This window comes from Escherichia sp. WS1118, from assembly GCF_046487695.1.
Classification (GTDB): Bacteria; Pseudomonadota; Gammaproteobacteria; order Enterobacterales; family Enterobacteriaceae; genus Escherichia; species Escherichia coli.
Genome location: NZ_JBJQIZ010000005.1, coordinates 290,785 through 314,313, shown reverse-complemented (window position 1 = coordinate 314,313; position 23,529 = coordinate 290,785). Strand labels below are relative to the sequence as shown.

The 23,529-nt window shown below is 50.6% G+C and carries 24 protein-coding genes; 14 read left to right on the top strand and 10 right to left on the bottom strand.

Annotated elements, in window-relative coordinates:
* The first annotated feature begins 21 nt into the window (after positions 1-21).
* A complete protein-coding gene (gene kdgA, locus ACJHYO_RS11850) occupies positions 22-663 on the top strand; it encodes a bifunctional 4-hydroxy-2-oxoglutarate aldolase/2-dehydro-3-deoxy-phosphogluconate aldolase (protein ID WP_000800512.1) in 642 nt (213 codons plus the stop codon).
* Between the two features lie 55 nt (positions 664-718).
* On the opposite strand, the gene purT is transcribed toward kdgA, so the two are convergent.
* A complete protein-coding gene (gene purT, locus ACJHYO_RS11845; protein WP_000173466.1) occupies positions 719-1,897 on the bottom strand; it encodes a formate-dependent phosphoribosylglycinamide formyltransferase in 1,179 nt (392 codons plus the stop codon).
* Positions 1,898-2,030: 133 nt separating this feature from the next.
* Here purT and yebG point away from each other — a divergent pair, with 133 nt between their 5' ends.
* The 4 genes from yebG (at position 2,031) to ptrB (ending at position 5,997) form a co-directional block, all read left to right on the top strand.
* Positions 2,031-2,321 (top strand): DNA damage-inducible protein YebG, encoded by a 291-nt coding sequence (yebG, locus tag ACJHYO_RS11840; RefSeq protein ID WP_000257738.1) that lies wholly within the window; start codon positions 2,031-2,033, stop codon positions 2,319-2,321.
* A 66-nt stretch (positions 2,322-2,387) separates the two neighbouring features.
* The gene (gene yebF / locus ACJHYO_RS11835; RefSeq protein WP_001295500.1) at positions 2,388-2,744 is read left to right on the top strand and encodes a protein YebF; all 357 of its coding nucleotides are present in this window, start codon (positions 2,388-2,390) and stop codon (positions 2,742-2,744) included.
* Between the two features lie 326 nt (positions 2,745-3,070).
* Complete coding sequence (locus ACJHYO_RS11830; protein WP_000024728.1) at positions 3,071-3,730, top strand: tellurite resistance TerB family protein; 660 nt, start codon at positions 3,071-3,073, stop codon at positions 3,728-3,730.
* Positions 3,731-3,936: 206 nt separating this feature from the next.
* Positions 3,937-5,997, top strand: coding sequence for an oligopeptidase B (gene ptrB, locus ACJHYO_RS11825; RefSeq protein ID WP_000936977.1), 2,061 nt, complete (start codon positions 3,937-3,939; stop codon positions 5,995-5,997).
* Here ptrB and exoX read toward each other — a convergent pair.
* The 3 genes from exoX to holE all read right to left on the bottom strand — a co-directional run bounded on the left by exoX (position 5,994) and on the right by holE (position 7,667).
* Positions 5,994-6,656 carry an exodeoxyribonuclease X gene (exoX, locus tag ACJHYO_RS11820; RefSeq protein WP_000944256.1) on the bottom strand — a complete coding sequence of 221 codons (663 nt, stop codon included), beginning with the start codon at positions 6,654-6,656 and terminating at the stop codon, positions 5,994-5,996. The genes ptrB and exoX overlap by 4 nt on opposite strands.
* A gap of 22 nt (positions 6,657-6,678) precedes the next feature.
* On the bottom strand, positions 6,679-7,335 hold the full coding sequence (yobB, locus tag ACJHYO_RS11815; protein WP_000011664.1) for a carbon-nitrogen hydrolase family protein YobB: 657 nt from the start codon (positions 7,333-7,335) through the stop codon (positions 6,679-6,681).
* Positions 7,336-7,436: 101 nt separating this feature from the next.
* The gene (holE, locus tag ACJHYO_RS11810; RefSeq protein ID WP_000916763.1) at positions 7,437-7,667 is read right to left on the bottom strand and encodes a DNA polymerase III subunit theta; all 231 of its coding nucleotides are present in this window, start codon (positions 7,665-7,667) and stop codon (positions 7,437-7,439) included.
* 138 nt (positions 7,668-7,805) lie between these two features.
* Here holE and yobA point away from each other — a divergent pair, with 138 nt between their 5' ends.
* The 4 genes from yobA to pphA all read left to right on the top strand — a co-directional run bounded on the left by yobA (position 7,806) and on the right by pphA (position 10,461).
* Positions 7,806-8,180 carry a CopC domain-containing protein YobA gene (gene yobA, locus ACJHYO_RS11805; RefSeq protein WP_000168747.1) on the top strand — a complete coding sequence of 125 codons (375 nt, stop codon included), beginning with the start codon at positions 7,806-7,808 and terminating at the stop codon, positions 8,178-8,180.
* A gap of 3 nt (positions 8,181-8,183) precedes the next feature.
* Positions 8,184-9,056 (top strand): copper homeostasis membrane protein CopD, encoded by an 873-nt coding sequence (gene copD / locus ACJHYO_RS11800; RefSeq protein WP_000879311.1) that lies wholly within the window; start codon positions 8,184-8,186, stop codon positions 9,054-9,056.
* A gap of 12 nt (positions 9,057-9,068) precedes the next feature.
* Complete coding sequence (locus tag ACJHYO_RS11795) at positions 9,069-9,410, top strand: YebY family protein (RefSeq protein ID WP_085455375.1); 342 nt, start codon at positions 9,069-9,071, stop codon at positions 9,408-9,410.
* Positions 9,411-9,804: 394 nt separating this feature from the next.
* Positions 9,805-10,461, top strand: a complete 657-nt coding sequence (pphA, locus tag ACJHYO_RS11790) for a protein-serine/threonine phosphatase (protein ID WP_000812743.1) — start codon at positions 9,805-9,807, stop codon at positions 10,459-10,461.
* On the opposite strand, the gene ACJHYO_RS11785 is transcribed toward pphA, so the two are convergent.
* The 5 genes from ACJHYO_RS11785 to yebS form a co-directional block, all read right to left on the bottom strand.
* Positions 10,462-10,653, bottom strand: a complete 192-nt coding sequence (locus ACJHYO_RS11785; RefSeq protein WP_001317886.1) for a YebW family protein — start codon at positions 10,651-10,653, stop codon at positions 10,462-10,464.
* 104 nt (positions 10,654-10,757) lie between these two features.
* Positions 10,758-10,994, bottom strand: a complete 237-nt coding sequence (locus ACJHYO_RS11780) for a YebV family protein (RefSeq protein ID WP_001295499.1) — start codon at positions 10,992-10,994, stop codon at positions 10,758-10,760.
* A gap of 117 nt (positions 10,995-11,111) precedes the next feature.
* A complete protein-coding gene (gene rsmF / locus ACJHYO_RS11775) occupies positions 11,112-12,551 on the bottom strand; it encodes a 16S rRNA (cytosine(1407)-C(5))-methyltransferase RsmF (protein WP_069371382.1) in 1,440 nt (479 codons plus the stop codon).
* A 79-nt stretch (positions 12,552-12,630) separates the two neighbouring features.
* Positions 12,631-15,264, bottom strand: coding sequence for a lipid-binding membrane homeostasis protein YebT (gene yebT, locus ACJHYO_RS11770; protein ID WP_001552982.1), 2,634 nt, complete (start codon positions 15,262-15,264; stop codon positions 12,631-12,633).
* Positions 15,233-16,516 carry a membrane integrity lipid transport subunit YebS gene (yebS, locus tag ACJHYO_RS11765; RefSeq protein WP_001207279.1) on the bottom strand — a complete coding sequence of 428 codons (1,284 nt, stop codon included), beginning with the start codon at positions 16,514-16,516 and terminating at the stop codon, positions 15,233-15,235. The genes yebT and yebS overlap by 32 nt, the downstream gene beginning before the upstream one ends.
* A 129-nt stretch (positions 16,517-16,645) precedes the next feature.
* On the opposite strand from yebS, the gene msrC reads away from it, so the two are divergent.
* The 4 genes from msrC to htpX all read left to right on the top strand — a co-directional run bounded on the left by msrC (position 16,646) and on the right by htpX (position 21,079).
* Entirely contained in the window at positions 16,646-17,143 is a 498-nt protein-coding gene (gene msrC / locus ACJHYO_RS11760) for an L-methionine (R)-S-oxide reductase (protein WP_001029108.1), read from the top strand.
* Between the two features lie 96 nt (positions 17,144-17,239).
* The gene (gene proQ, locus ACJHYO_RS11755) at positions 17,240-17,938 is read left to right on the top strand and encodes an RNA chaperone ProQ (RefSeq protein ID WP_000431375.1); all 699 of its coding nucleotides are present in this window, start codon (positions 17,240-17,242) and stop codon (positions 17,936-17,938) included.
* A gap of 19 nt (positions 17,939-17,957) precedes the next feature.
* Positions 17,958-20,006, top strand: coding sequence for a carboxy terminal-processing peptidase (gene prc, locus ACJHYO_RS11750; RefSeq protein WP_001055805.1), 2,049 nt, complete (start codon positions 17,958-17,960; stop codon positions 20,004-20,006).
* A 191-nt stretch (positions 20,007-20,197) separates the two neighbouring features.
* Positions 20,198-21,079, top strand: a complete 882-nt coding sequence (htpX, locus tag ACJHYO_RS11745) for a protease HtpX (RefSeq protein ID WP_000984517.1) — start codon at positions 20,198-20,200, stop codon at positions 21,077-21,079.
* 45 nt (positions 21,080-21,124) lie between these two features.
* Here htpX and ACJHYO_RS11740 read toward each other — a convergent pair whose 3' ends face one another.
* Positions 21,125-22,498: an MFS transporter gene (locus ACJHYO_RS11740; protein ID WP_085455374.1), complete on the bottom strand. Its 1,374-nt coding sequence runs from the start codon at positions 22,496-22,498 to the stop codon at positions 21,125-21,127.
* 176 nt (positions 22,499-22,674) lie between these two features.
* Between ACJHYO_RS11740 and kdgR the strand changes: the two genes are divergently transcribed.
* The gene (kdgR, locus tag ACJHYO_RS11735) at positions 22,675-23,466 is read left to right on the top strand and encodes a DNA-binding transcriptional regulator KdgR (RefSeq protein ID WP_001262188.1); all 792 of its coding nucleotides are present in this window, start codon (positions 22,675-22,677) and stop codon (positions 23,464-23,466) included.
* Positions 23,467-23,529: the final 63 nt, after the last annotated feature.

Below are 23,529 nucleotides of genomic sequence, written 5' to 3'. Positions count from 1 at the left end.
ATCAGGCGAGAGAAAACTCTGATGAAAAACTGGAAAACAAGTGCAGAATCAATCCTGACCACCGGCCCGGTTGTACCGGTTATCGTGGTAAAAAAACTGGAACACGCGGTGCCGATGGCAAAAGCGTTGGTTGCTGGTGGGGTGCGCGTTCTGGAAGTGACTCTGCGTACCGAGTGCGCAGTTGACGCTATCCGTGCTATCGCCAAAGAAGTGCCTGAAGCGATTGTGGGTGCCGGTACGGTGCTGAATCCACAGCAGCTGGCAGAAGTCACTGAAGCAGGTGCACAGTTTGCAATTAGCCCGGGTCTGACCGAGCCGCTGCTGAAAGCTGCTACCGAAGGGACTATTCCTCTGATTCCGGGGATCAGCACTGTTTCCGAACTGATGCTGGGTATGGACTACGGTTTGAAAGAGTTCAAATTCTTCCCGGCTGAAGCTAACGGCGGTGTGAAAGCCCTGCAGGCGATCGCGGGTCCGTTCTCTCAGGTCCGTTTCTGCCCGACAGGTGGTATTTCTCCGGCTAACTACCGTGACTACCTGGCGCTGAAAAGCGTGCTGTGCATCGGTGGTTCCTGGCTGGTTCCGGCAGATGCGCTGGAAGCGGGCGATTACGACCGCATTACTAAGCTGGCGCGTGAAGCTGTAGAAGGCGCTAAGCTGTAAAAGTCAAAATGCCCGATCGAGGATCGGGCATTTTTGTAGCGTTTTTTTGCCGGGTTTAACCCTGTACTTTTACCTGTCCGGCGGCGTGCTTCGCGCGTTCAATGGCGTCAACAACACTCTCTGCAGTAGCCAGTGCTACCCCCAGACGACGGCTGCCATCAATTTCCGGCTTACCAAATAAACGAATCTGCAAATCTGCGCCTACGGCATTCTGCACATTATCAAACGTGACATTCTGACTGGTCAGTTGCGGCAGGATAACGGCAGAAGCAGCAGGACCATACTGGCGGATCCCGCCAACCGGAAGTCCGAGGAAGGCACGTACATGCAGGGCAAACTCCGAGAGATCCTGAGAAATTAGCGTCACCATCCCGGTGTCATGCGGGCGAGGGGAGACTTCACTGAAAATCACCTCATCACCGCAGACAAACAGCTCGACACCAAACAGCCCATAACCGCCCAGTGCCAGCACCACTTTACGGGCAATCTCCTGCGCACGTTCAAGGGCAAGCGGGCTCATTTGCTGTGGTTGCCAGGATTCACGATAGTCGCCATCTTCCTGGCGATGACCTACCGGTGCACAGAAATGGACGCCATCCACCGCGCTGACGGTTAGCAGGGTAATTTCGAAGTCAAACTTAACGACGCCTTCAACAATTACGCGGCCCGCTCCGGCGCGACCACCTTGCTGAGCGTACTCCCATGCATGAGCAAGTTGCTCTGCAGAACGAATAAACGTCTGCCCTTTACCGGAAGAACTCATCACCGGTTTAACAATACAGGGGTAGCCAATGGCGGCAACCGCTTCGCGGAAAAGGTTTTCGCTATCGGCAAAACGATAAGTGGAAGTGGGCAGCTGCAGCTCTTCTGCCGCCAGGCGACGGATACCCTCGCGATTCATCGTTAATTTCGTTGCGCGAGCGCAGGGGACAACATTCAGTCCTTCCTCTTCAAGTTGGATCAGCATATCGGTGGCAATAGCTTCGATCTCCGGCACGATATAATGTGGTTTTTCCAGTTCAACCACACGGCGTAATGCATCACCATCAAGCATATTAATGACATGGGAGCGATGCGCGACATGCATGGCTGGTGCGTCGGCATAGCGATCGACGGCAATCACCTCTACGCCGAGACGCTGACACTCGATTGCCACTTCTTTACCCAGTTCACCGGAGCCTAATAACATCACGCGAGTTGCTGCCGGACGCAGCGCAGTGCCTAATAACGTCATAACGAATATCCCCTGATTAATTCCGCGCGCAGTATAAACGAAAACGTTTGCGCGTGTCTTTATTGCTGATGTTGATTTCCCAGCTGAAAATAAATATACTGTATAAAATCACAGTTATTATGAGAGGCTGCAAATGGCGGTTGAAGTTAAATACGTAGTCATTCGTGAGGGCGAAGAGAAAATGTCGTTTACCAGCAAAAAGGAAGCCGATGCTTATGACAAGATGCTTGATACGGCCGATCTGCTTGACACCTGGCTGACAAATTCTCCAGTGCAAATGGAAGATGAGCAACGTGAAGCCCTTTCGCTATGGCTGGCAGAACAAAAAGATGTGCTGAGCACCATTCTGAAAACCGGCAAATTACCGTCCCCACAGGTCGTCGGTGCTGAATCCGAAGAGGAAGATGCCTCACACGCGGCCTGAAGCAACTTGCGCTCCTGACAATTTGTACCATGCTTTCTCCTGAATCATTGTGCTATGGAGAAAAACATGAAAAAAAGAGGGGCGTTTTTAGGGCTGTTGTTGGTTTCTGCCTGCGCATCAGTTTTCGCTGCCAATAATGAAACCAGCAAGTCGGTCACTTTCCCAAAGTGTGAAGGTCTGGATGCTGCCGGAATTGCCGCGAGCGTAAAACGTGATTACCAACAAAATCGCGTGGCGCGCTGGGCTGATGATCAAAAAATTGTCGGTCAGGCCGACCCCGTGGCATGGGTCAGTTTGCAGGACATTCAGGGGAAAGATGATAAATGGTCAGTACCGCTAACCGTGCGTGGTAAAAGTGCCGATATTCATTACCAGGTCAGCGTGGACTGCAAAGCGGGAATGGCGGAATATCAGCGGCGTTAATGGCTTCTGATAATTCGATTGACCGTTGGCGGATGCGGCGCGGGTGCCTTGTCCGCCCTACAACGCAACATAATCGTAGGCCTGAGAAGACGCAACAGCGTCGCATTGGGCAATCAGCATCAAACAGTTTCACTCAAAACGTCAAACTACTTTCACCTAAAATACCCTTATCACCTTATATACAGTGAACACCTTACCTGGCGCGAATTTCTTTGAATAACGGCCTACCGCCCCGCTTATTTGCGCATCTTTTGTCTCAATATACATTTTCTGACATCCTCATCCGCTATGCTACAGGCACTAAAAATGGTTATTGAGGAGCAAATATGGCTAACTGGTTAAATCAACTGCAATCCCTGCTTGGGCAAAGCCGTTCTTCTACCTCCTCGTCTGCGGATCAGGGATTGGGCAAACTTTTAGTGCCTGGCGCATTAGGCGGACTGGCTGGGCTGCTGGTCGCAAATAAATCAGCACGTAAACTTCTTACGAAATATGGCACAAACGCGTTACTGGTTGGCGGCGGAGCGGTAGCGGGTACGGTGCTGTGGAATAAATACAAAGATAAAATTCGCGCGGCGCATCAGGATGAACCGCAGTTTGGCGCGCAAAGTACGCCGCTGGATGAGCGTACGGAACGTTTGATCCTTGCGCTGGTCTTTGCCGCTAAAAGTGATGGCCATATTGATGCCAAAGAACGTGCGGCAATCGACCAGCAATTGCGAGAAGCCGGTGTGGAAGAGAAGGGGCGTGTACTCATTGAGCAGGCAATCGAACAACCGCTGGATCCACAACGCCTGGCTACCGGGGTCCGCAATGAAGAAGAGGCGCTGGAAATCTATTTCCTGAGCTGCGCGGCTATTGATATTGATCATTTTATGGAACGCAGTTACCTGAATGCACTGGGTGACGCGCTGAAAATCCCCCAGGACGTTCGTGAAGGCATTGAACGCGATCTCGAACAACAAAAACGCACTTTGGCGGAATAATTCCGCTCTGGATAGCCTGAAGTTGACGATTTCGGGCTATCCAGAACCGCACAGCCATTTGAGCAGGCTGATTTTCTCTGTCTGCATAACATTCGATATCCGCGCCATTACCTGTCATCATCTAAGCAATGACTACCCTGTTTCGCTTGCATCCCCGGTGAGTTTTGCCACCCTTATAAGATGTTTCAACCAGAAAGAACAATAACATGCTACCAAAAGCCGCCCGCATTCCCCACGCCATGACGCTTCATGGCGATACGCGCATCGATAATTACTACTGGCTGCGGGACGATACGCGTTCTCAGCCGAAAGTCCTGGACTATCTGCAACAAGAAAATAGTTACGGTCATCGGGTGATGGCCTCGCAACAAGCCTTGCAGGATCGCATCTTAAAGGAAATCATCGACCGCATTCCGCAACGAGAAGTTTCTGCGCCCTACATCAAAAATGGCTACCGCTATCGGCATATTTATGAACCAGGCTGTGAATATGCTATCTACCAGCGTCAATCGGCGTTCAGTGAAGAGTGGGACGAGTGGGAAACATTGCTCGATGCCAACAAGCGCGCGGCTCATAGTGAGTTTTATTCGATGGGCGGAATGGCGATTACGCCAGATAACACCATTATGGCACTGGCAGAAGATTTTCTTTCCCGACGGCAGTATGGCATTCGTTTTCGTAATCTGGAAACAGGTAACTGGTACCCGGAACTGCTGGATAACGTTGAACCCAGCTTTGTCTGGGCAAATGACTCCTGGACTTTCTACTATGTTCGCAAGCATCCAGTGACGCTGCTGCCTTATCAGGTCTGGCGTCACGCCATCGGTACGCCAGCATCGCAAGATAAACTGATTTACGAAGAAAAAGACGATACCTATTACGTCAGCCTGCATAAAACGACCTCGAAGCATTATGTGGTCATTCATCTGGCCAGCGCAACCACCAGTGAAGTTCGCCTGCTGGACGCGGAAATGGCCGATGCCGAGCCGTTTGTTTTTCTGCCTCGCCGCAAAGATCACGAATACAGCCTTGATCACTACCAGCATCGGTTTTATCTGCGTTCCAACCGCCACGGTAAAAACTTTGGCTTATACCGTACCCGTATGCGTGATGAGCAACAGTGGGAAGAGTTAATTCCGCCACGTGATAACATTATGCTGGAAGGGTTTACGCTGTTTACCGACTGGCTGGTGGTTGAAGAGCGTCAGCGCGGGTTAACCAGTTTGCGGCAAATTAACCGCAAGACCCGGGAAGTCATTGGCATTGCCTTTGATGATCCGGCCTATGTGACCTGGATTGCCTACAATCCAGAACCTGAAACCGCGCGATTGCGTTATGGTTATTCGTCCATGACCACACCAGATACTTTGTTTGAACTGGATATGGATACCGGTGAGCGTCGTGTATTAAAACAAACGGAAGTTCCTGGTTTTGATGCGGCGAATTACCGCAGTGAACACCTGTGGATAGTCGCCCGTGATGGCGTCGAAGTTCCGGTTTCGCTGGTCTATCATCGCAAACATTTTCGCAAAGGACACAACCCGCTGCTGGTGTATGGCTACGGTTCTTACGGCGCAAGTATTGATGCCGATTTCAGTTTTAGCCGCTTGAGTTTGTTGGATCGTGGATTTGTCTACGCCATTGTCCATGTTCGTGGCGGCGGTGAGCTGGGGCAACAATGGTACGAGGACGGTAAATTTCTGAAGAAGAAAAATACGTTTAATGATTATCTTGATGCCTGCGATGCATTGTTAAAACTGGGCTATGGCTCTCCTTCGCTCTGTTATGCGATGGGCGGGAGTGCGGGGGGTATGTTGATGGGCGTTGCGATTAATCAACGCCCGGAATTGTTCCACGGCGTTATCGCCCAGGTACCGTTTGTTGATGTTGTAACAACAATGCTGGATGAATCAATTCCTCTTACCACCGGCGAATTTGAAGAGTGGGGGAATCCGCAGGATCCGCAATATTACGAGTATATGAAAAGCTACAGCCCGTATGACAACGTCACCGCACAGGCTTATCCGCATTTACTGGTAACGACCGGTTTACACGATTCTCAGGTGCAATATTGGGAACCGGCAAAATGGGTCGCTAAATTGCGCGAGCTGAAAACCGATGACCATCTTTTATTGCTCTGTACCGACATGGACTCAGGTCATGGCGGTAAATCTGGTCGCTTCAAATCGTACGAAGGCGTAGCGATGGAATATGCTTTTCTGGTCGCGCTGGCGCAGGGAACATTACCCGCTCAGTCAGCGGATTAAGTATTTTCCAGATAATGTTTCAGTGTTAAACGCAGCTCCGGGCTCATGCTGTCGAGGTTATTAAACAACCAGCGCAGATAGCCCGGATCGCGTTCGGCAACGTCGGAAACCGCTTTGCCACGGTATTTGCCAAAGGTGAAGGTCGTCATCAACGATGGACGTCCGGTGATATCGGCCATCTGTTCTGCCGTCCAGCCAGAGGTGTTCATAATATCGATAAGCAACGCGGCGGTGATATAACAGTCATACAACGCGCGGTGATGATGCAGGCCCGGCGGCGTCTGTACATTGAGCTTCCGTGTTTTATATAGCGCCATATTGCTGTACTTGATCCCTGGCCACAAACGACGGGCCAGTTTCATAGTGCAAATCCACTCACCGGGCATTTCAGGCAGTACGCGGCGGTCAAAGCTGGCGTTATGCGCGACATACCATTCACTACCGTAATAGTGCGGGATCACATCTTCAATCCACGGTTTATCGGCGACCATGGCTTCGGTGATGCGATGAATCGCCATCGCCTGTGGACTAATAGGACGATCGGGACGCACCAGGTGGCTCATGGGATTGACGATTTTTCCGTCAATGACATCAACAGAGGCAATCTCTACGATCCCTCCCTGCAAACCGCAGGTTTCTGTATCGATAATGCGCAACATGGCATGCTCCAGGCCGAAAAGCCTAGCGTAATGGAATGATATCGCCTTGCCAACCCTGTGATGAACGCTGACCGACTAACAATAATGAACCACGATCGGCGCGAACGATGAGACGACCATGTTCATCCCATAGTGCACTGTTACCACGGGCATTTGCCATCAGCACTGCAATCGAGTACTGATGTGAAAAAAATTGTAAGCGACGGGCCGACGCCAGCAGGTCGGGTTCTCCCAGACATTGCCCTGTCGTAAACAGTGAACAGGTCGGGTCCATATCCATACCTTGCGGTTGTTCATCGACCACCGTGATGGTTCTGGAACGACGGCCCAGACATGCACCATAACTCTGATGGTAGATCCCTGGCGTTTTTCGCCACGGTGCGAATACCGCAATTCCACGAATAAAGCGATCGTTATATTCAACGGGAAGGCCGGCAATGATGGTCATTCGCCAGGTCGTTGCGGCATAACAAAGCGGGTCTAATAGCGAGAGATCGGGTGGGGCAGGAAGGGCACGTCGCGAATAATCACACCCCAGTAAAGAAAGCGATGGAAAAACTAACAGCTGACATTGTTGCCTGGCGGCGGCCCTCACAAACTCCAGATGATGAGCTACCTGTTCGGTGAGTGAGGTTTTACGGGGCTCATATTGCGCTGCTGCAACTTTCCAGAACGACATAATGACTTCCTTTTCAAAATGACTGCAAATTATGGGTGCGGTTTAGAAAATACTCATAATTTAGCAGGCGTTATGTAAGAAAGTGTAACTATGTATAAGTTTTATTTAAGTTTGGGCTCGTAAGGTAAACGTGACAGATTGACCGAAGCCAAACGGTGGGCGATAAGCCGCTCGCGAAACCAGCTGCGCAAATGTTCAGGCTGTTCACGTTCAACCGCTTCAGCGATCACCGGCATATTGTAGCGTTCTTTAAATGCCACCCCTGCCGCCGCCAAATCGACATTCACTTTATCCATTTCTGTTTGATCCAGTTTAGCGAGATTCTTCAGCATTCTTAATCTCCTCATCATTCGCGGGCAAAAGTTACTAAGAGTGAGCCTTGATGGCAAGCCGGAATTGATGATCCTCGACTCAGACATTAGACAAGGTTATGCTCTGTAAAAAAGTTATTACAAAAAGGAATAGATAATATGGCTTCAACTGCACGCTCCCTTCGCTACGCGCTGGCAATCCTGACCACTTCGTTGGTGACACCTTCCGTCTGGGCACATGCGCATTTAACGCATCAGTATCCTGCGGCAAATGCACAAGTGACAGCAGCTCCGCAGGCAATCACTTTAAACTTCTCGGAAGGCGTTGAAACAGGATTCAGTGGTGCAAAAATCACGGGGCCAAAAAACGAAAATATTAAAACATTACCGGCGAAGCGGAATGAGCAGGACCAAAAGCAACTGATTGTTCCACTGGCCGATTCGCTGAAACCCGGAACCTACACCGTTGACTGGCATGTTGTTTCGGTGGATGGGCATAAAACGAAAGGACATTACACCTTTAGTGTGAAATAAATCATGCTGGCGTTTACCTGGATCGCGCTGCGATTTATCCATTTCACCTCGCTAATGCTGGTTTTTGGCTTCGCAATGTACGGTGCCTGGCTGGCCCCCTTAACGATTCGTCGCTTGCTGACGAAGCGTTTTCTGCGTTTACAACAGCACGCTGCCGTCTGGAGTTTGATCAGTGCCACTGCAATGCTCGCCGTTCAGGGCGGGTTGATGGGAGCGGGATGGTCAGATGTATTTTCGCCAAACATTTGGTTGGCTGTTTTGCAAACGCAGTTTGGTGGCGTCTGGTTATGGCAAATTGTTCTCGCCCTCGTAACGTTGATCGTCGCCCTTATGCAACCGCGGAATATGCCACGTTTGCTGTTTATGCTCACTACCGCGCAATTTATTCTGCTGGCGGGAGTCGGGCATGCGACGTTGAATGAAGGGGTAACGGCGAAAATCCATCAGACTAATCACGCAATTCACCTGATCTGTGCGGCGGCGTGGTTTGGGGGATTACTGCCGGTGCTCTGGTGTATGCAACTCATCAAAGGCCGTTGGCGACACCAGGCTATTCAGGCGCTGATGCGTTTTTCCTGGTGCGGGCATTTTGCGGTGATCGGCGTACTGGCAAGCGGCGTGCTTAATGCATTGTTGATTACCGGATTTCCCCCCACGCTTACGACTTACTGGGGCCAACTCTTATTGCTCAAAGCCATCCTGGTGATGATTATGGTGGTCATCGCGCTGGCTAATCGTTATGTTCTTGTACCGCGCATGAGGCAGGATGAAGATCGTGCGGCTCCCTGGTTTGTCTGGATGACTAAACTCGAATGGGCGATAGGTGCGGTAGTGCTGGTGATCATCAGCCTGCTTGCGACTCTCGAACCTTTTTGATGGATTACGAAAATGATGAGAAAAAGTATTCTGGCGTTTCTGTTACTCACCAGTTCTGCAGCTGCGCTGGCGGCACCGCAGGTGATTACCGTCAGCCGTTTTGAAGTGGGTAAAGACAAATGGGCGTTTAATCGCGAAGAGGTGATGTTGACTTGCCGACCGGGTAATGCTTTGTATGTCATTAACCCAAGTACCCTCGTGCAGTATCCTTTAAACGATATCGCACAAAAGGAAGTTGCCAGTGGGAAGACTAAAGCCCAACCCATTTCGGTGATTCAGATTGATGATCCTAACAATTCCGGCGAAAAAATGAGTCTGGCACCGTTTATAGAGCGAGCTGAAAAACTCTGTTAATTACCTAAAATAGCCTTTTGATTTCCAATAAAAAACCGCCTCAGTTCTTTCACCAGAACGGGCGGTTTTTAACATTTAAGCTGATGACCACCACGCTTTTTATTGACCATTTTGCACGCAAACTGGAAAACCTGGCGTCGTCATCTATTCTTAAAGAGCAAGGCAACTAAGCCTGCATTAATGCCAACTTTTAGCGCACGGCTCTCTCCCAAGAGCCATTTCCCTGGACCGAATACAGGAATCGTGTTCGGTCTCTTTTTATCTGTTAAAAGCCAGAAGCATTCCCTTCGCTGACTTTATAGTCAACCATAACACACACTCTACTGTCTGAGTCCAGCGTTTTTTAACATTCTTGTTAAGATTATGTGATCTTTAGCGCGGGAGGAAAATATTGATGAAACAGCCTGCGCCCGTTTATCAGAGAATTGCGGGTCATCAATGGCGACATATCTGGCTTTCAGGCGATATACACGGTTGTCTTGAGCAGTTGCGCCGCAAATTATGGCATTGTCGTTTTGATCCGTGGCGAGATTTACTTATCTCAGTGGGAGACGTTATCGATCGTGGGCCGCAAAGTTTACGTTGCCTGCAGTTACTGGAACAACATTGGGTTCGTGCGGTAAGAGGCAATCATGAACAGATGGCGATGGATGCGCTGGCATCCCGGCAGATGTCTTTATGGTTGATAAATGGCGGCGACTGGTTTATTGCGCTGGCAGATAATCAACAGAAACAAGCGAAAACGGCGCTGGAAAAATGTCAGCATTTGCCCTTTATTCTTGAATTACACAGTCGCACCGGCAAACATGTTATTGCTCATGCCGATTATCCAGATGATGTTTATGAATGGCAAAAGGACGTCGATTTGCATCAGGTCTTGTGGAGCCGCTCGCGATTAGGTGAACGCCAAAAAGGGCAGGGAATTGCAGGTGCTGATCATTTCTGGTTTGGTCATACACCTTTGCGCCATCGCGTGGATATTGGCAACCTGCATTATATTGATACCGGTGCTGTCTTTGGGGGAGAACTGACTCTTGTGCAATTGCAATAATTAAAAATCACCGTACTCCTGTGCAGGTCGCCAGAAACCATCTATAAAATCCTCAATCGGAAAACAACCGCCATGGCGGATCCGTTGATCGCTCATAGAATAGAGACACTGCTGTTCCGTGTTGTAGATATCCACAACAATATCTTCACAACCGCCATCCAGGTAGCAAACAAAAAGTACCAGCGCGAACATTTCATCCCCGAAGTGTGGTGCCGTACCGTTAAGTTTAGGAGAGATTTTACAACGGGGGAATAACCAGGACAAATAACCCGCCATGCCGACGGGTTCTTTTTGGATCAGGCAAGACGCATAATCCAGGCATCAGATTGTTGATCGTAACGGGTACGGTAAAGGACAGAGTGTTCGCCATTTAGCAGGGCAGGGATACTGGTTTCAGCATCCCAGGCATCCAGTTGCATACATAAATCGGGGTCTGATTTACAAGGAATGGTTAACGTTCGATCACCCGGCGATTCGCCGTGTAATTCGCCGTCGTCGATTTCAAAAGCGCCTATGCGCACACTGGTTTTCATCTTCGTGCTCTCCATTTAGCTGCCTGTTGTGGTACGACCAGTCCGATCGCACCATTTTTCAGCCTAGTTGAGGCAGTCGAATGTGCCAGTCAAAAAGTGCGCTTTTTTTGTGCGCTGTCAGGCGTTACCGGTAAAAAGTTTCCCGTCGCGCACCAGTTCACGCGGGTAGCTGTTTTTCAGTCGTGAACCAATCCGTTTGGCTAAACCAATCGGCTGATGCTGGAAGGTAACCAATACATCATCCGCCACTGGCGCGGCATGCGGGTATACATCGCGCCCGCGATACCACTCCTCCGCTTCCTGCGGTGTCAGTTCAAAAGCGTTCACATTGTCGGGGGAGGCAAGGGCAATAACGGCTTCATGCTGCCAGCGATAACCTTTGTTGTGCGTTTCGGCAAGTTTAATCCCCAAGCGAGAAAATCGGACTTTACCGATCAGGGCTTCAATGCCCACCGGGAACAACCACAGTTCTTTGTCACGCTGCCAGAGTCGCAGGTTTTCATCCCAGTTTAAGCCAACACTTGCAGCCGCCTGACGAATTTGTCCGGCTTCGCGATCTTTCACCGGGCTGAACGGGAAATTGCCCACTTTGTATTTTGGGGTGGGTAAGGCGGGAATCGCCTGAGTTTTACGCAGACGAGCAACGAAGAAGCCTTCGCAGTCGTAAATTTGTGGGAAAACATGCAAAAAGCCTTCCTCGGTCAGCGCCTTGTTTGCACCAGGGAAGAGATCGCCAAGCGGTAAAAACTCTACTGCGTCGGGATAAGTCTCTTTCAGCCACAGGCAAACGGCTTCGTTTTCTTCCCGGTTTAAGGTACAGGTCGAGTAAACCAGCGTACCGCCAGGACGTAATGCATGAAAGGCGCTGTCGATCAGCTCTCGTTGGGTCGCTGCGATTTCCTGATTGCTTTCTGGTGACCAGTTTTTTAGCGCATCGGGATCTTTACGCACCACGCCTTCGCCGGAGCAGGGAGCGTCCAGCAAAATGGCATCGAACATTTCTGGCACTGCCGCACCAAATACGCGGCCATCAAAATGCGTGAGCGCAACATTACTGATGCCACAGCGGCTGATATTGGCATGTAACACTTTTACCCGACTGGCGGAAAACTCATTGGCAAGGATTGCCCCTTCGTTATTCATCCGCGCAGCAATTTGCGTCGTTTTGGAACCTGGTGCAGCAGCGACATCCATCACCCGCTGTGGTGCATTACCGTCAGCAAACAAGGCGGCAACAGGCAACATTGAACTGGCTTCCTGAATATAAAACAGGCCGCTTAAATGCTCGGCGGTACTACCCAACGGCAATGCATCTTCATTGTCGCGTTCAATCCAGAAACCTTCTTCACACCACGGAATTGGCGTAAGCGTCCAGCCATAAGGAGCAGTTAATTGCAGGAAATCAGTAACGGAGGTTTTCAGCGTATTAACGCGAATGCTGCGGCGCAACGGGCGCTGACAGGCGGCAAGAAAATCATCAAAAGAGAGCGTCGAAGGCATCGCTTCGCGCATTTGTGTCAGAAAGGCGTCCGGGAAATAAACGGTGTGTTGGGCCACGAGCATATACCACTGGCAAAAAAACAGGCGCGCAGTTTAGCATAAACGCTCCGGCGCAGGCACGCCGGAGCAGTGGGCATTATTTGGGAAGCGCAGTTCCCCATTCACGCCACTCTTTCGGTTCACTTTCCTGCAACAGGAAGTGCTTGCCTTCCTGGGCTTTCGGTGCCAGTGGCGTACCCGGAGGCGTGGCGAAGGCGATGCCGCCACGGATAAACTGGTTAAAGGTGCCGGTTTTCACTACGCCGCCCGTCAGACCAAAGTCCAGACTGTAACCCGATGCCAACCAGAAGACGGAATTGTTACGCACCAGGTGTTGATAGCGTTTACTGATGCGCATCGCAATCATCACGCGATCTGACAATGTCCCCAGCGTCATTCCGGTAACCGTACCTACTTCCAGACCACGGAACAGCACAGGTGTACCGATACCTAACGAACCGGCTTCCGGCGCTTCAACAATAATGCTTAAGCCATCCAGGTAACGCGAATCAGTAATGGTGGCCTCTTGTAATTCAAAGTCGCGGCGAGGATTGCCCCGGCCTGGTTCGACGTTGATATACGGCTGGAGGATAGTATCAAGATGCTCAACGCCAGCTGCCGAAATTTGCGGTGTGACCACTGAGAAGCGCGTACCACCGCGAGCAAAGGTCTGGACATATTCCGGATAGAGCACCGCCTTTGCCTGTACTTCATTGCGTGCGGTAATCAGATCCAGCGTCTGGATTTGCCCGATATCAATACCGAGATAGCGAATTGGCATCCCGACCGCCAGTTTTCCGGCATCGAAAGCGTGAAGCGTAATTTGCCCGCCAACCGCACGGGCCGCTGTTTCGGAAGCATACAGAATACGCTTGTCGCCTTTACGCTGACTGGCGCTGGCACCGCTGAGGTTATCGAAGCTAATAGCCCCCTTTAATGCTCTGGAGAGCGGGGATGCCTGTACAGTCAGACCACTACCATTCAGCTGAACTTTCGCCCCACCTTCTGCCCAGAACACGCTGTTGCTGGTCAGAAGGTTGCGATACTCCGGCTTAATATGCAGATCGATATCAAACGCGTTAGCTCGCGGACGCACAGTAATAACTTCACCAACTTCAAATTTACGGTACAGCACTACCGATCCTGCCTGCACATCCGGCAGCGTCTCTGCACTCAAACTCACGGTTGTGGTGGGTAAATCGCTAAGGCTGTTCTCCAGCGCTTTTTCCAGATTGGCATACAGTGGATAGCTGGCTTTCATCTCGCCTTTATCGCCCGGCAGAATACGTATTCCGCCATTGATCCATTCTGAGGCGCTGGCACCGAGAAACTCAACGCCATCCAGCCCCACCTTCACGTCGACACGGCTGTTGACGACAAATTTGCTATCGCCTTTTACCAGTTCGCGATGCTGAGGCTCGATGGCGACGGTAAAGGTGACGCCTTTGCTGGTGAGTTTACGATCGATAACCTGGCCTACCTGCACGCCGTGAAGAATGAGCGGCTGACCAGCATCAATACCGTAACTTTCTGGTGCTGTCAGGGTCAGTGTCAGAACATCCGGCTCTTGCAGCAGGGCTTTTTCGCCTGGCACAACAACAAACTCTTTGCGTGGCTCGCCATCGCCGGGCACCAACTCAAAGGTTTTTCCGGTCAGCAGGGCGCTGAGATTGGCATCGCTAAGGGATAATTTCGGGTTGCGTAATTCGATGCGGGTATTTTCACGAAGCAGGGTGACGACGCTGGGATCAACGGTCATTTCCCCAGTGACTTTACCACCAGGATTTAAATCCAGTTTAGTCAGCTGTCCGACTTCCAGCCCCTGATACATTAACGGCGTCGAGTCGGCGGTTAATCCGGCACCGTCTGGCAGTTCCAGTTTTATTATTACGCCACGTTGGCTATGGGCCAGGTCTTCATACAGACCAAAGGTATCTTCCGCTTCGGCAGGTTTCGACTCTTCAGGTGAATCGAAGGCAATCGCACCGTTAACCAGTGCCGCCAGACTTTCCAGTTTCACCTTCGCGCCACTGATACTGACGTTGGCATCAACGCCGGAAACGTTCCAGAAACGGCTACCTTTTTTCACCAGATCGGTAAAACGCCGCTCGATCAGGACATCAATCACCACGCCTTGCTTGTTGGGATTGATGGCATAGTCGTAGACTTTACCTACCGGGATCTTGCGGAAATAGACCAATGAACCACTGCTCAGTGAACCGAGATCGGGGGCTTGCAGGTGGATCATCAGATCGCCATTGTCCAGCCGATATTTCGGTTGGGTGTCGAGTGCGACAAAGTGATCCTGCTCTTTACCTTTACCCGGCATCATGCCGATATAATTACCACCGACGAGGGCGTCCAGCCCGGAGACACCTGCCAACGAGGCCTTTGGCGTCACCAGCCAGAACTGTGTCTCTTCGCGCAGCGCATCTTTCATATCGGACTTGATGCTGACCTTGACTTCAATCTTACGAAGATCGTCGCTGAGGCTGATATCCTGCACTGTTCCAACTTCAACGCCCTGATAACGAACAGGCGTACGGCCTGGAACAATACCATCCGCCGACATAAAGTCGATGGTGACGGTATTACCCCGGTCCTGATAACTGTCCCAAATCAGCCAACCAGCAATCATTAGCGCGATGAACGGCAGCAGCCAGAAAGGTGAGATACGGCGTTTATTTTTAATCTGCGCTTCAGTCGTCGAAGCGGGCGTTTCCTGACTCATGTGCATCCCAAAGTAAGCGGCTGTCCAGCCATTCCACAGCAAGAATAGTCAAAATTACCGCTGCGCCGAAATAAAACGCAGCCGGCCCCATAGTAAAAGCGAGGATTTGATCGCGATTAATCAGCGACATGGTTAAAGATATGACAAACAGGTCGAGCATCGACCAGCGACCAATCCAGGTCACCATCCGCAGTAACAGAATGCGTGTGCGTAAACCTTGCTGGCATTTAAAATGAATACTCAACAGTAAAGTGAACATGACGATCACTTTAGTAAACGGTACCAGAATACTGGCGATAAACACGATTCCCGCAACTGCAATGTTGCTACTTGCCAGCGACATAATTCCGGAAAGAATCGTATCTTCCTGCCGACCACCATTCAGATAAATGATAGAGATAGGCAACAGGTTGGCAGGTAACAACAAAACGATTGACGCTAACAGCGCCGCCCAGCATTTTTGCAGACTATGACGGCGACGCAGGCGTAGCGGGATATGGCAACGCGGGCAGCGACCACGCTGATCAGGATAGCCGGTAAAATGGCACCCAAGACAGACACGGAGTTTCTCGTCCCTACGGGTAGCGGGGCGCTGTGGATAAAATCGCTCCCACAGTTCTTCAACATTAAGATGTGACAACGTCACCGTCGTTAAAATTACCAACGCCACAAAAGAGAACAAGCCGACACCCGCCTGGATATGGGCATAATCCTGTACCTTTATAGAAGCAACGCCAATGCCGACCAGGTAGATATCCAGCATCACCCACTCTTTCAGCCGCTCAAGCATCAGCAGTACCGGGCGTAAATTCATTCCCAATCGGTTACCAAACCATAAATAAGCTATGGAGGTCACCAGAATGAGGGGGGCACCGATAACGCAGAAAAAGACCATCGCCCCCGTTATCGCATCGCCCTGTTTGGTCATTTGCCAGATGCCTTGCATAACGTTGGCGTCAATACGAATGCCTAACAGCCAGATATGCAACAGCGGTTCGCCCCAGGCAAACGGCATAAGCAACAGCATGGTGAAGGCCATTGCCGCCAGGCGCGTTAGCGACCAGTCGCGCCCGTCACGAATTTTTGCCTGACAGCGCGGACAATAGGCACTTTGATGAGAATTTATCTCGGGCAGGCTAAACAGCATGTCACATTGCGGGCAACGTTGGTAATCACCACGCGGCAGTTCCTCGCCGATAGCCCTCACTGTTATCTTCTTTGTCGGCGTAATTTGTGGTGTGTTAAGAGCCATGACGTGCCAAATGTAATAAGAATTAACATTAATCTTAACCCATGATGGGAATGATCTTGAGCATTAACGCATTTAATGCTTATTTTAATAGGCTGGCAGTTCCAGGTAAGACAACCAAGTGATTATATAATGAACAAAGCAGAATTTTACGCGGATTTAAATCGCGACTTTAACGCGCTGATGGTGGGAGAAACCAGTTTTCTGGCAACGCTTGCGAACACCAGTGCGTTGTTATATGAGCGTCTCACTGACGTAAACTGGGCAGGTTTTTATTTGCTTGAGGACGATACACTGGTGCTCGGACCATTTCAGGGCAAAATTGCCTGTGTCCGGATACCCGTTGGGCGCGGCGTATGCGGCACTGCGGTTGCCCGCAATCAAGTGCAGCGTATCGAGGATGTTCACGCGTTTGACGGGCATATTGCCTGTGATGCGGCGAGTAATTCTGAAATTGTTCTGCCACTGGTGGTGAAAAATCAGATTATTGGTGTTCTCGACATCGATAGTACCGTCTTCGGTCGCTTTACAGACGAGGACGAGCAAGGCTTACGTCAGCTTGTGGCACAGCTTGAAAAAGTGCTTGCAACGACGGATTACAAAAAATTCTTTGCGAGCGTCGCAGGATAATCAACGGATAACGTAGCATTTACTGATAGCGTCATTATAATGACGCCTGTTCATGCCTGCGCTTGTTGGCTACGTCCGTTGTAATCAGGAAATTTCATGGAAAATCAACCTAAGTTGAATAGCAGTAAAGAAGTAATCGCGTTTCTGGCCGAACGTTTTCCCCACTGTTTCAGTGCGGAAGGTGAAGCGCGTCCGCTGAAAATCGGTATTTTTCAGGATTTGGTCGATCGTGTTGCCGGGGAAATGAACCTGAGCAAAACGCAATTGCGATCCGCTTTACGTCTCTACACTTCGAGCTGGCGTTATCTTTACGGTGTTAAACCCGGCGCAACACGTGTCGATCTTGACGGCAACCCATGCGGTGAGCTGGACGAGCAACATGTCGAGCATGCTCGCAAGCAGCTTGAAGAAGCGAAAGCGCGTGTTCAGGCACAGCGTGCTGAACAGCAAGCGAAAAAACGCGAAGCTGCCGCAGCTGCTGGTGAGAAAGAAGACGCACCGCGCCGCGAACGCAAGCCACGTCCGACCACGCCACGCCGCAAAGAAGGCGCTGAACGTAAACCTCGTTCGCAAAAGCCGGTAGAGAAAGCGCTAAAAACAGTAAAAGCACCTCGCGAAGAACAGCACACCCCGGTTTCTGACATTTCAGCTCTGACTGTCGGACAAGCCCTGAAGGTGAAAGCGGGTCAAAACGCGATGGATGCCACCGTATTAGAAATCACCAAAGACGGCGTCCGCGTCCAGCTGAATTCGGGTATGTCTTTGATTGTGCGCGCAGAACACCTGGTGTTCTGAAACGGAGGCCGGGCCAGGCATGAACATGTTTTTTAGGCTTACCGCGTTAGCTGGCCTGCTTGCAATAGCAGGCCAGACCTTCGCTGTAGAAGATATCACGCGTGCTGATCAAATTCCGGTATTAAAGGAAGAGACGCAGCATGCGACGGTGAGTGAGCGCGTAACGTCGCGCTTCACCCGTTCTCATTATCGCCAGTTCGACCTCGATCAGGCATTTTCGGCCAAAATCTTTGACCGCTACCTGAATCTGCTCGATTACAGCCACAATGTGCTGCTGGAAAGCGATGTTGAACAGTTCGCGAAAAAGAAAACTGAGTTAGGCGATGAACTGCGTTCAGGTAAACTCGACGTTTTCTACGATCTCTACAATCTGGCGCAAAAGCGCCGTTTTGAACGTTACCAGTACGCTTTGTCGGTACTGGAAAAGCCGATGGATTTCACCGGCAACGACACTTATAACCTTGACCGCAGCAAAGCGCCCTGGCCGAAAAACGAGGCTGAGTTGAACGCGCTGTGGGACAGTAAAGTCAAATTCGACGAGTTAAGCCTGAAGCTGACAGGAAAAACGGATAAGGAAATTCGTGAAACCCTGACTCGCCGCTACAAATTTGCCATTCGTCGTCTGGCGCAAACCAACAGCGAAGATGTTTTCTCGCTGGCAATGACGGCGTTTGCGCGTGAAATCGACCCGCATACCAACTATCTTTCCCCGCGTAATACCGAACAGTTCAACACTGAAATGAGTTTGTCGCTGGAAGGTATTGGCGCAGTGCTGCAAATGGATGATGACTACACCGTTATCAATTCGATGGTGGCAGGAGGTCCGGCAGCGAAGAGCAAAGCTATCAGCGTTGGTGACAAAATTGTCGGTGTTGGTCAAACAGGCAAGCCGATGGTTGACGTGATTGGCTGGCGTCTTGATGATGTGGTGGCCTTAATTAAAGGGCCTAAGGGCAGTAAGGTTCGTCTGGAAATTTTACCTGCTGGTAAAGGGACCAAGACCCGTACGGTAACGTTGACCCGTGAACGTATTCGTCTCGAAGACCGCGCGGTTAAAATGTCGGTGAAGACCGTCGGTAAAGAGAAAGTCGGCGTGCTGGATATTCCGGGCTTCTATGTGGGTTTGACAGACGATGTCAAAGTGCAACTGCAGAAACTGGAAAAACAGAATGTCAGCAGTGTGATTATCGACCTGCGTAGCAATGGTGGTGGGGCGTTGACTGAAGCCGTATCGCTCTCCGGTCTGTTCATTCCATCCGGCCCGATTGTTCAGGTCCGCGATAACAACGGCAAGGTTCGTGAAGACAGCGACACCGACGGACAGGTCTTCTATAAAGGCCCGCTGGTGGTGCTGGTTGACCGCTTCAGTGCTTCGGCTTCAGAAATCTTTGCCGCGGCAATGCAGGATTACGGTCGTGCCCTGGTTGTGGGTGAACCGACATTTGGTAAAGGCACCGTTCAGCAGTACCGTTCATTGAACCGTATTTACGATCAGATGTTACGTCCTGAATGGCCAGCGCTGGGTTCTGTGCAGTACACGATCCAGAAATTCTATCGCGTTAACGGCGGCAGTACGCAACGTAAAGGCGTAACGCCAGACATCATCATGCCGACGGGTAATGAAGAAACGGAAACGGGTGAGAAATTCGAAGATAACGCGCTGCCGTGGGATAGCATTGATGCCGCGACTTATGTGAAATCAGGAGATTTAACGGCCTTTGAACCGGAGCTGCTGAAGGAACATAATGCGCGTATCGCGAAAGATCCTGAGTTCCAGAACATCATGAAGGATATCGCGCGCTTCAACGCTATGAAGGACAAGCGCAATATCGTTTCTCTGAATTACGCTGTGCGTGAGAAAGAGAATAATGAAGATGATGCGACGCGTCTGGCGCGTTTGAACGAACGCTTTAAACGCGAAGGTAAACCGGAGTTGAAGAAACTGGATGATCTACCGAAAGATTACCAGGAGCCAGATCCTTATCTGGATGAGACGGTGAATATCGCACTCGATCTGGCGAAGCTTGAAAAAGCCAGACCCGCGGAACAACCCGCTCCCGTCAAGTAATATCAATCAGGCACAAGAAATTGTGCCTGATTTTTTAACAGCGGCAAGATGCCGTAAATCAGATGCTACAAAATGTAAAGTTGTGTCTTTCTGGTGACTTACGCACTATCCAGACTTGAAAATAGTCGCGTAACCCATACGATGTGGGTATCGCATATTGCGTTTTGTTAAACTGAGGTAAAAAGAAAATTATGATGCGAATCGCGCTCTTCCTGCTAACGAACCTGGCCGTAATGGTCGTTTTCGGGCTGGTACTGAGCCTGACAGGGATACAGTCGAGCAGCGTTCAGGGGCTGATGATCATGGCCTTGCTGTTCGGTTTTGGTGGTTCCTTCGTTTCGCTTCTGATGTCCAAATGGATGGCATTACGATCTGTTGGCGGGGAAGTGATCGAGCAACCGCGTAACGAAAGGGAACGTTGGCTGGTCAATACTGTAGCAACCCAGGCTCGTCAGGCGGGGATCGCTATGCCGCAAGTGGCTATCTACCATGCGCCGGACATCAATGCTTTTGCAACCGGTGCGCGCCGTGATGCCTCTCTGGTTGCTGTCAGCACCGGTTTGCTGCAGAACATGAGCCCGGATGAAGCCGAGGCGGTAATTGCTCACGAAATCAGCCACATCGCCAATGGTGATATGGTCACCATGACGCTGATTCAGGGCGTGGTGAACACCTTCGTTATCTTTATTTCCCGTATTCTGGCGCAGCTTGCCGCGGGTTTTATGGGCGGAAACCGTGATGAAGGTGAAGAGAGCAACGGCAACCCGCTGATCTACTTTGCGGTTGCAACGGTTCTGGAACTGGTGTTTGGTATTCTGGCGAGCATTATAACCATGTGGTTCTCGCGTCATCGTGAATTCCACGCCGATGCGGGTTCAGCAAAACTGGTTGGTCGCGAGAAAATGATTGCCGCGCTGCAACGCCTGAAAACCAGCTATGAACCGCAAGAAGCAACCAGCATGATGGCTTTCTGCATTAACGGGAAGTCGAAATCGCTCAGTGAGTTGTTCATGACTCACCCGCCGCTGGATAAACGTATTGAAGCTCTGCGTACGGGTGAATACCTGAAGTAATATGAAGTAAATACTAAAAAGCGCGTCCTGATCGACGCGCTTTTTTTATGCCCTGGATCGTGGCTGAGTGATACGTAAACCACTGACACAGGCAGCAATCACTGCCAGAATAGCCGCAGCTATCAGCGAGACGTGCGTACCATTATCACCAAACTGATTTAGCATCAGCGCTACCAGAGCCGCACCGCTACTCTGACCCAGAAGACGAGCTGTCCCTAACATGCCACTGGCTCCACCGCTACGTTCGCGAGGAGCGGAGGTAATAATGGTGTGGTTATTGGGTGACTGGAACAAGCCAAATCCAGCACCACATAAGATCATCGGCCAGATAATATTGATATCCGCAGGTGACGCTGGCAGCAGAACCAGGGAAAAAAGCCCCGCAGCCATGATGAATAACCCTAAAGCACCCAGCAATCCTGCATGTACGCGTTCAATCAAATAGCCTGCCAGTGGAGCCATCACCATCGTTGCTAACGGCCACGGTGTCAGAAGTAAACCTGTTTCGACTTCACTACGCCCGAGCACGGTTTGCAGGTAAAAGGGCAGGGAAACCATTGCCAGCATTTGTGCGCAGAAAGAGCAAACAGATGTGCAAATAGAAAGTGAAAACAGCGGGATACGCAGTAAATCCACCGGTAGCAGCGGTACGGGAAGAGAAAGCTGGCGGCGAATAAAGAAAATACCAACGACAACCATTACCACCAGTTCCGCACCAATCAATGTCAGCGATTGCCCCTGAGCGAAACCACTCAACGCAGTGATAAGCAGGCCGAAGGTTAACGCGTTCATCACGGCGCTGGGCAGGTCGAAACGGGGTTTACTGGCGCGAGAACCATTGGGTGGCAGAAAACGCATCGCCAGAAGCAGGGCGATAATACCCAACGGTACGTTGATTAAAAATAACCATTTCCAGGATGCGATGGAGAGGATTGCTGCAGCAATTGTCGGCCCGGCAGCAGAAGAGACGGCAACAATAAACGAGTTTATGCCCATCCCTCTACCCAGAAAACGTTGTGGATAGATCAGGCGGATAAGTGCGGTATTAACGCTCATCAACGCTGCACCGCCGAAACCTTGTATGACACGCGCAAGGGTGAGCATTTGCAGCGAATCAGAAAGGGCGCAGAACAGTGAAGACAACAGAAAAACGACCAGACCGCATTTATAAATACGTCGATAGCCAAACATATCGCCCAGAAACGAAAACGAGAGCAGGGAGATGACAGTGGCGATTTGATAGGCGTTCACTACCCAGATGGAACTGGCCGGCGTGGCATGAAGGTCCGTAGCGATTGTTGGCAAGGCGACGTTGGCGATTGCGCCGTCAAGGACAGCCATCGAAATACCAATCACAATGGTTAATATCGCACCGTATCGCAGGGGCAATGGCAGGCCGTCGGCCTGAACTTTTGGCATAGGAATTTTATATCTTTGGTGAATAATCAACAGGGGTCTGATTCTAGCACTGATATTCACGGTGGATGTCGCAGAATTGTAACTAACCGGCAAAAGATGGATTGCGACCACCCTGGTGCGAAATTATAATAAAAAACAGTTCTGATTTTTATAAAACACTCGCAATGAGGTGATAAATGGCTAACGCAGATCTGGATAAACAGCCTGATTCTGTATCTTCCGTGCTAAAAGTTTTTGGCATTTTGCAGGCGCTGGGTGAAGAGCGCGAAATAGGGATAACCGAGTTGTCGCAGCGCGTCATGATGTCAAAAAGCACCGTTTATCGCTTTTTACAGACCATGAAAACCTTAGGTTATGTGGCGCAGGAAGGGGAGTCGGAGAAATATTCGCTGACCCTGAAATTGTTTGAACTGGGCGCTCGCGCGTTGCAAAACGTCGATTTAATTCGTAGCGCAGATATCCAGATGCGTGAGATCTCCCGCCTGACCAAAGAAACTATCCACCTCGGCGCACTGGACGAAGACAGTATTGTTTACATCCACAAAATTGACTCAATGTACAATTTGCGCATGTATTCACGGATTGGGCGTCGTAATCCGCTGTACAGCACCGCGATTGGTAAGGTACTGCTGGCATGGCGCGATCGCGATGAAGTGATGCAAATTCTTGAGGGCGTGGAGTATAAACGCAGTACCGAGCGGACCATCACCAGTACAGAAGCGTTATTACCCGTTCTGGACCAGGTGCGCGAGCAGGGGTATGGCGAAGATAATGAAGAGCAGGAAGAAGGACTGCGTTGCATTGCGGTTCCGGTATTTGATCGCTTTGGCGTGGTCATTGCCGGTCTGAGCATCTCCTTCCCGACGTTGCGTTTCTCTGAAGAGCGTTTACAGGAATATGTCGCAATGTTGCATACCGCGGCGCGCAAAATTTCTGCCCAAATGGGTTATCACGACTATCCGTTCTGATGAGAGTAAGAACCTGTCTGAATATCAAACAGACAGGTTCTTTATTTAGCATGAGAAAAATAA